Below are 8,562 nucleotides of genomic sequence, written 5' to 3'. Positions count from 1 at the left end.
GCGAATAAATTGACAAGTGATTTCTGGATTGCTAAAGATTTTCTTAGCTACCAAATCATTGGTTGGGCTGATGCCCGGATGTCTTAGAATCATCCTTTTCCTCCTTTTATTATACCACAGTTTTAAATCTAAGTTTCCTAGATTCACTGTTACTATCTATTTATTCGCAAAAGAGACGAAAAAACCTGAGAATTATCTCAGGCTTGGTCATTAAATCTTTTTCTCAATACTGAAAAGTGGAGAAAGTGGGCGTTTTTCATGGATACGGACGATAGCATCACCCAGTAGATGAGCGATTGAAATCTGCTCAATCTTATCAATCAAACGCTCTTCTGGCAGATAGATGGTATCCAAAACAACCAATTTCTTAATAGCTGATTTTTGGATATTGTCCATAGCAGGACCAGAAAGAACTGGGTGCGTACAGCTCGCATAGACTTCAACAGCACCAGCTTCCGCAAGGGCATCTGCCGCATGACAAATCGTTCCAGCAGTATCAATCATATCATCAATCAAGATACAAGTCTTACCTTCAACCTTACCGATGATGTTCATGACTTCACTAGTATTCATCTTATCAACGCTACGACGTTTATCAATGATAGCGATAGATGTTTTCAAAAATTCTGCCAACTTACGAGCACGAGTCACCCCTCCATGGTCTGGGCTGACAACCACATAGTCAGAACCAACCATGCCACGACGCTCAAAATAATCCGCAATCAGAGGAGCTCCCATCAAATGATCCACAGGAATATCAAAGAATCCTTGAATCTGCGCAGCATGCAAGTCGATTGTCAATAAACGATCCACTCCAGCTACTTCAAGCATATTTGCGACAAGTTTTGAAGTGATTGGCTCACGCGCTCTCGCCTTTCTATCCTGACGTGCATACCCATAGTAAGGCATGACAACATTGACAGATTCTGCACTGGCACGCTTCAAAGCATCTACCATAATCAAAATTTCAAGCAGATTGTCATTTACAGGCGAACTAGTTGATTGTAGGATAAAGACGTGTTTCCCACGGATTGATTCTTCAATGTTAACCTGAATCTCTCCATCTGAAAATTGGCGAACACTTGATTTCCCCAACTCTATCCCAATCTCCTGCGCCACACGTTTTGCCAATTCTTGATTAGAAGAAAGGGCAAACAGCTTTAAATCAGAAAAAGACATGATTTCCTCCGGTATATATGTATCGCTTGTGCTTTTCACAAGATTTTCCATCTACCATTGTAGCGCTTTTTGCACTATTTTTCAATCAAAAATAAAAGAAGGGCACCATATTTGTACCCTTGCATCATTCTTTTGAAAAATATTCTAGTTCATTATCTCATCGTTCTTCTCAACAAAGCGATAAGCCTGATAAAAACCATAGAGAGTAATAGCCGTAACCACTGGAATCGCTAACGGCAACTCTGTCTCCAATTCTACAAAAGGAGAGTTAAACAAGAAGTGAGTTCCCAAGGCTAAACCTAGGAAAATAAGCCCCTCTTTCTTGCCAACCTTCTGCCCTTTATAAGCTCTGTAAAGTAAGTAAACACCTACTACAGCCAGACCTGAGAAAGTCCAGTGAGAGGCAATTCCTGAGATGATACGCTCTAAAATCCTCGAAATAGTAAAGTCAAATCCCTCTGGCAAATCCGTACGAATATAACCAATATCCTCAATCATTTGGAATCCCAAACCAGAAGCAATGCCTAGTAAAAACAAAGATTTTAATTTTCGTACAGGAACCAAAGCTACCACAAAGGCAAGAGGCAACAACTTCAAAGGTTCCTCTACCAATGGTGCTACGATAGCACTTTCAAAGGCATTTAAAAAGCCACTATCTGGGAAAAGTACACTCAAAAAATCATGGATATAAGTATTCGCAAAGCTAGATAACCAACCCGAAATAAACATCCCACCTAATAAAGAAAGTATCAAAGCATTTTGGGGAACTTCCCATTTTTTACTAAGACGACTTAGGACAAAAGTAGCAGGAATCATGTAAAAGAGAGCTAAAAAGAGGGCTGACCCCATCAACTTATAGTCTGCTTCTGACATAGAACCATTGGTAAAATAACTCGTTTCATACTGTAAACCAATGCACAACAATAAAATAAAAATAAATAGGATATTCTTTTTCTTCATACACTTCTTTCTAAAAATCGTTTTATAATTCGACGACGGTCATACTTCCTGTATCCACATCATAGACAGCACCAGAGATAATGACATCGTCTGGTATTAGGGGAGAATCGATAAGGAGTTGCATATCCTCGCGTACACTTTCCTCTATATCTTGGAAGGGCAAAAAATCCTGATCTGACACATCGACACCTAGTTCCTCTTTTAAATACTCCTGAAAAGGCCCATTTTCAAAGGTCTGAGCACCACAGTCTGTATGGTGCAATACCACAATCTCTCTTGTCCCCATTTGTTGCTGGGAAATAACCAGCGAACGAATCATGTCCTCAGTCACTCGGCCACCTGCATTCCGCAAGATATGAGCATCCCCAAGTGCCAAACCTAGAGCTTGCGCAACGTGCAAACGAGAGTCCATACAGGTCACAATGGCAACTCTTGTTTTGGGTTTAAGTGGCAGATTTAACTGCCCATGTAGGGCAACATAAGCCTGATTGGCTTGCATAAACTGTTCAAAATACGACACGATTCCCTCCTTGAAAATTTGATAGTCAAATATTTCTCCTATCTTATCATTTTTAAGAGGATTTGTCACGGATTATGCAAAGACCTTTTTCAAAACTTCCTGAATCGTTGTCACCCCAATGACCTGAATTTCCTTGGGCGGAGTGATTCCTGTCAAGGAATTCTTAGGTACATAAATCTTAGTAAATCCCAGTTTAGCAGCTTCGTTAATGCGTTGTTCGATACGATTTACGCGCCGAATTTCTCCAGTCAAACCTAGTTCTCCTACAAAACATTCCTGAGGATTGGTTTGCTTGTCTTTATAGCTCGAAGCAATGGCAACAGCAACGGCCAAGTCAATGGCAGGTTCATCCAATTTGACACCGCCAGCAGATTTGAGATAGGCATCCTGATTTTGCAAGAGAAGACCTGCCCGTTTTTCCAAAACAGCCATAATCAGACTAGCACGATTAAAATCAAGTCCTGTCGTCGTACGCTTAGCATTTCCAAACATGGTCGGTGTCACCAAAGCCTGAACCTCCGCCAAAATCGGACGCGTCCCTTCCATGGTCACAACGATTGACGAACCAGTCGCTCCATCCAAACGCTCCTCTAGGAAAACTTGACTTGGATTAAGTACCTCAACCAATCCGCCCGACTGCATCTCAAAAATCCCAATCTCATTAGTGGAGCCAAAACGGTTTTTGACCGCTCTCAGAATACGGAAGGTATGGTGACGCTCCCCTTCAAAGTAAAGCACCGTATCCACCATATGCTCCAACATTCTCGGCCCAGCCAAGGTTCCTTCCTTGGTCACATGCCCTACGATAAAGATGGCAATGTTATTAGTTTTGGCCAGCTGCATAAGTTCAGCTGTCACCTCACGCACTTGAGAAACAGATCCCTGCACCCCTGAAATCTCAGGAGACATAATGGTCTGAATGGAGTCAATAATGAGGAAGTCTGGTTGGATGCGCTCCACCTCAGCTCGAACACTCTGCATATTGGTCTCTGCATAGAGATAAAACTCGCTATCAATATCACCCAAACGCTCTGCACGTAGTTTAATCTGCTGGGCAGACTCCTCCCCACTGACGTAGAAAACCGTTCCCACTTGGGACAACTGGGTTGAGACTTGTAGGAGAAGCGTTGATTTCCCGATTCCAGGATCCCCACCGATTAGGACGAGACTTCCCGGTACCACTCCGCCTCCAAGTACACGGTTAAATTCCTCCATCTCCGTCTTGGTTCGATTGACGTTGATTGACGTCACCTCAGCCAGTTTCATAGGCTTGGTTTTCTCACCTGTCAAGGACACACGCGCATTCTTTACCTCGGAAACCTCAACCTCTTCTACAAAAGAAGACCAAGACCCACAGTTAGGACATCGTCCCAGATATTTAGGGGAATTATACCCACAATTTTGACATACAAATGTCGCTTTTTTCTTTGCGATGATAAACCTCTTTCTATATCTCTAACTCACACTCAATCACTTGGCAAAAATCAATCTTCTCATTTGGCACAAACTGACGCATGAGCATTCCGTGAGTTACAATGATAATAGTTTTATAATTTTTATATTTTTCCAAAGTTCTTAAAAAACGATGACGCATCTCCAGAGCAGTTTCATAGCGATAAGGAGAATCTTCAGATAAACCTCCTTGATGTTTTAGATAATATTCATGAGCTACCAATACACTAGTTAAATCAGAGTTAGTACCATCTAAGTCTGGACGCCACTCATGAAAAAACGGCTCCACAAATAAGTCCAATCCTGTTTCAACCGCTATATAATGTGCTGTTTCTAAAGCCCTCGTCACAGACGATGAAATAATAATCTCTGCCTTTCCAAAACATGCAGTTTTAGCAACTTCTTTTGCCAGACTGCGACCTTTTCCTGTCAATGGTGCTAAATCACGACCAAAACCACTATAGAGTTGCGGATTTTCAAGTTTATCAAGCATACTATAATCTGGCTCCCCGTGACGTATAAAGATAATCTTCATCTTAGTGTCCAGTTGACCCAAATCCACCAGTTCGAACGCCATTAGCCGCATCTCCATCTGCAATTAAGAAAGGAGCAAATACAGCTTGGACAACACGTTCTCCAACTTCAAGAACAACCTCTTGGTCTGTGATATTCTTCATCTGAGCAAAAATATGTCCTTCATTGCCAGGATTTCCATAATAGTCCCCGTCAATGACCCCAACTGAATTAATTAAAACCAAGCCCTTCTTACGAGGGTTTGAAGAACGATCATAAAGGTAAAGAACCTCAATCGGTTGCATATAAGCCTTAACTCCTGTCGGAACCAAGACAATCTCTCCTGGCGCAATAACTGTACGCACAGCAACCTTTAAGTCGTAACCAGCCGCATGCGCTGTCTCACGCTTGGGCAATAAATTTTCATCTGTAAAACTAGAAACCAATTCAAATCCACGAATTTTCATCATCTTCTCTTTTCTATTATCATTTATTCTAGATTATTCTATCTTATTTATTCGGAAAAAGCACGAAAAAAAGAGCACACAATTCAAATCGCTTAGGGCTGCTGGATTCCTCCCCTGACCCGCTTCACGCAGAACTGTTGCTCCACTGTTAATTATATCACATTCCTATTCATTTTAAAAGCAAAATTATTTTTTCCGTCTATTTCTAAAAAAGTCCTGCATAATAGCTGCGCATTCATCTTCCAAAATTCCCGTTTCAACCTCCACACGATGATTGAGACGCTCATCTGTCAAGATATCGTACAAACTTCCAGCAGCGCCAAATTTCTGGTTTTTAGCCCCATAGACCACGTTTGGAATACGGGCAAGCCCAATCGCCCCACTACACATGACACAAGGCTCAATGGTCACAAAAAGTGTGCAATCCAGCAAACGCCAGCTCTCCTCAGTCAAGTTCGCATTCTCTATTGCCATGATTTCTGCATGCATGACCGCCCGCTGCAATTCCTCACGCGCATTGTGCCCACGACCAATGATTTCGCCATCCTTGACAATCACACAACCAATTGGAATTTCATCGTGTTCCAGAGCAATCTCAGCCTCTCTCAAAGCTTCCCTCATAAAGACTTCTTTTTCTTCAACTGTATAATTCATCAATTTCCCTTTTACTACTTATCGATTTTATTATTATATCATGAATCCCAAGACAAAAAAAGCCACCGAATGCGGTGACTTTATAGGGAGATTATTATGAAAAAGAAAAGTTTAGGATATTTGTTACAACAAGTTAGGAGGTCTTCTTGTAACTGTCTATAGTATACCCGACCTATCTTAAACAAATCTTAAAAATCTCTTAGGACCAAACACTTTCTAAAATATTTGTTTGTTCACGACCAGGACCTACTGAGAAAGTAGAAATACGAACGCCAACCAATTCACTCACACGACGAACATAGTTACGTGCATTCTCAGGAAGGTCTTCCAAATTACGAACTCCAGTAATATCTTCTGACCAACCTGGCAACTCTTCATAGATAGGCTTGCAACGTTTCAATTGCTCAAGACTAGCTGGATAGTAGTCAATACGTTGACCATCAAGATCATAGGCCACACAGATTTTCACAGTGTCTAAACCACTCAAAACATCGATAGAGTTCAATGAAAGATTAGTAATACCAGAAACTCGACGACTATGACGCATCACAACTGAGTCAAACCAACCCACACGACGTGGACGACCAGTTGTTGTACCATATTCATGACCCACTTCGCGGATACGTTCTCCCACTTCATCAAACAACTCAGTTGGGAATGGACCGTCTCCTACACGACTCGTATAGGCTTTACATACACCTACAACCTTGTCAATCTTGCTTGGACCGACACCAGAACCAATCGTAACACCACCAGCCACAGGGTTTGACGACGTAACAAATGGATACGTACCTTGGTCGATATCTAGCATAACACCTTGTGCCCCTTCAAAAAGCACTCGTTTACCGTTATCAAGCGCATCATTCAAAATGACAGATGTGTCTGTCACATACTTCTTGATTTGTTGACCATATTCGTAATATTCTTCAAAAATATCATCGAAAGCAATCGCTTTACTGTCATACAATTTTTCAAAAAGACGATTCTTTTCAGCAAGGTTACGTTCTAAACGCTCACGGAAAATGTCTTTATCCAAAAGATCGGCAATACGAATTCCCACACGAGCAGCCTTGTCCATATAAGCTGGACCAATTCCCTTAATTGTAGTACCAATCTTATTGTCGCCCTTAGCTTCTTCTTGCAAACGGTCTAACTCGATATGATAAGGCAAAATAACATGCGCGCGATCAGAAATACGCAAGTTATCAGTTGTTACACCCTCCTCATGAAGATAGCTCAACTCTTTTACAAGAGATTTAGGATTTACAACCATACCATTCCCAATAACAGAGATTTTTTCAGGGAAGAAAATTCCAGATGGAATCAAGTGCAACTTAAATTTCTTACCATCAATCACAATCGTGTGACCTGCATTATCACCACCTTGGTAACGCGCAATCACTTCTGCATTCGCTGAAAGGAAGTCTGTAATCTTCCCTTTACCTTCATCACCCCATTGGGTACCTACAACAACAACTGAAGTCATAATCTTGTCTGAGCCCTCAGGCTCTTCCTTTCTCACATACATGGCAGGACTCTCACCTGCAATTATATCTTACAATTTATTATAAGAAAAAATCGCCTTTTTATCAAGAAGAAACAATAGAAAGATTTGCTATTTCCAACTATTAAAAAATGTTTTAGAAAAAATTCCGGCTATTTATCATTAATTTCCCACAAAAAGTTAAATTTGTTCGGAAATTAACTCATACTGTCTCAACAAGCAACAAAACCCTGTTTCATTATCAATTTTTCAAGATACAAACGATAAGCAACACGATAATGGTAAACGATAAAATCCCTACGACACCCAATGCCATATCTAACTAAATAATAAATCAAAAATTTAAAATGAAAATGTTCCCAGTCCCAACTATTACCAAAGAAAGTAGCATACTCTTCTTCGATACTGTCATAGAAATCAGTCATCTGATCATAAATATTTTGTAGCATAAGCATACACTCCTTTACTTTTTATGATCTTATTCTAACAAAAAATTTTAATTAATCATTAATAATTCCTGAATTGTTAAAATACCAACCTCAACAAGAGAAAAAATAGGAAAAGTTGACAGAATAGAAATAAATATCTTACATCAAAAACAAACTATTAAATCCCTAAAAATAAAAAATTTCCTATAAATGATTTACAAAAATTATCCTTATTACAAATCATCCTGTACGGTTACCATTGCATTGAATTTTTCTCAGTTTAAACTATAAAGTGATTGAATAGAAATGAAGCACTTAATAATTATTAAAAAGAAAAGTAAGTATAATATTTGTAGTGGTTAAATCCTCTATGGATATTATGGAACCTATTTTAGGGTAGAAAAAAATTCCATAAGATTTATAATAAAAAGGCACCAAACCATCATTAGAAAGAATCATATGGAACAATTACACTTTATCACAAAATTACTAGAGCTTACAGACCCTAATTTCTAAATTATGGATATCATCAATAGGTGTACACATAAGGAAATCATCGCTAAACTGGACTACGACGCCCCATCTTGCCCTGATTGCGGAAGTTAAATGAAGAAATATGACTTTCAAAAACATTCTAAGATTCCTTATCTCGAAACGACTGGTATGCCTACTAGAATCCTCCTTAAAAAGCGCCGTTTTAGGTGCTATCAATGCTCGAAAATGATGGTGTCTGAAACTTCTATCGTCAATAAAAATATCTCGCTTCGTTAGGTGCGAGATAGATTATTAATTATATAACAAAAAAAGAGGCCAAAACCTCCTTTAATTAACTACTCCGCCAGTAGGACTCGAACCTACGACATCATGATTAACAGTCATGCGCTA

The 8,562-nt window shown here is 39.8% G+C and carries 9 protein-coding genes, 1 other RNA gene and 2 pseudogenes; 1 reads left to right on the top strand and 11 read right to left on the bottom strand.

Annotated elements, in window-relative coordinates:
• From ADI58_RS11725 to comW, 11 genes and pseudogenes are all read right to left on the bottom strand, one after another.
• Positions 1-93, bottom strand: a pseudogene (locus ADI58_RS11725) (Rpn family recombination-promoting nuclease/putative transposase); the annotation flags it as partial.
• A 117-nt stretch (positions 94-210) separates the two neighbouring features.
• Positions 211-1,179, bottom strand: a complete 969-nt coding sequence (locus tag ADI58_RS05755) for a ribose-phosphate diphosphokinase (RefSeq protein WP_033682853.1) — start codon at positions 1,177-1,179, stop codon at positions 211-213.
• Positions 1,180-1,323: 144 nt separating this feature from the next.
• A complete protein-coding gene (locus ADI58_RS05750) occupies positions 1,324-2,139 on the bottom strand; it encodes a PrsW family intramembrane metalloprotease (RefSeq protein ID WP_049521814.1) in 816 nt (271 codons plus the stop codon).
• A 22-nt stretch (positions 2,140-2,161) separates the two neighbouring features.
• Positions 2,162-2,659, bottom strand: coding sequence for a beta-class carbonic anhydrase (locus ADI58_RS05745; protein ID WP_049521813.1), 498 nt, complete (start codon positions 2,657-2,659; stop codon positions 2,162-2,164).
• Positions 2,660-2,731: 72 nt separating this feature from the next.
• A complete protein-coding gene (gene radA, locus ADI58_RS05740; protein ID WP_080982485.1) occupies positions 2,732-4,093 on the bottom strand; it encodes a DNA repair protein RadA in 1,362 nt (453 codons plus the stop codon).
• A gap of 13 nt (positions 4,094-4,106) precedes the next feature.
• Positions 4,107-4,646, bottom strand: a complete 540-nt coding sequence (locus tag ADI58_RS05735) for a histidine phosphatase family protein (RefSeq protein ID WP_049521815.1) — start codon at positions 4,644-4,646, stop codon at positions 4,107-4,109.
• Between the two features lies 1 nt (position 4,647).
• Complete coding sequence (locus tag ADI58_RS05730; RefSeq protein ID WP_049521812.1) at positions 4,648-5,091, bottom strand: dUTP diphosphatase; 444 nt, start codon at positions 5,089-5,091, stop codon at positions 4,648-4,650.
• 56 nt (positions 5,092-5,147) lie between these two features.
• Positions 5,148-5,243, bottom strand: an RNA gene (ffs, locus tag ADI58_RS10385) — signal recognition particle sRNA small type.
• 34 nt (positions 5,244-5,277) lie between these two features.
• The gene (gene tadA, locus ADI58_RS05725; RefSeq protein ID WP_049521811.1) at positions 5,278-5,745 is read right to left on the bottom strand and encodes a tRNA adenosine(34) deaminase TadA; all 468 of its coding nucleotides are present in this window, start codon (positions 5,743-5,745) and stop codon (positions 5,278-5,280) included.
• Positions 5,746-5,944: 199 nt separating this feature from the next.
• The gene (locus ADI58_RS05720; protein WP_001832534.1) at positions 5,945-7,231 is read right to left on the bottom strand and encodes an adenylosuccinate synthase; all 1,287 of its coding nucleotides are present in this window, start codon (positions 7,229-7,231) and stop codon (positions 5,945-5,947) included.
• Between the two features lie 230 nt (positions 7,232-7,461).
• Complete coding sequence (gene comW / locus ADI58_RS05715; protein WP_049521810.1) at positions 7,462-7,698, bottom strand: sigma(X)-activator ComW; 237 nt, start codon at positions 7,696-7,698, stop codon at positions 7,462-7,464.
• A 498-nt stretch (positions 7,699-8,196) separates the two neighbouring features.
• Between comW and ADI58_RS05710 the strand changes: the two are divergent.
• Positions 8,197-8,433 (top strand): annotated as a pseudogene (locus ADI58_RS05710) (transposase family protein); the annotation flags it as partial.
• Between the last annotated feature and the right edge of the window lie 129 nt (positions 8,434-8,562).

The sequence above is a fragment of the Streptococcus mitis genome (assembly GCF_001074635.1).
Lineage (GTDB): Bacteria > Bacillota > Bacilli > Lactobacillales > Streptococcaceae > Streptococcus > Streptococcus mitis_E.
Note: the sequence above shows the minus strand (reverse complement) of the source record. Positions and strands in the feature narration are given on the sequence as shown.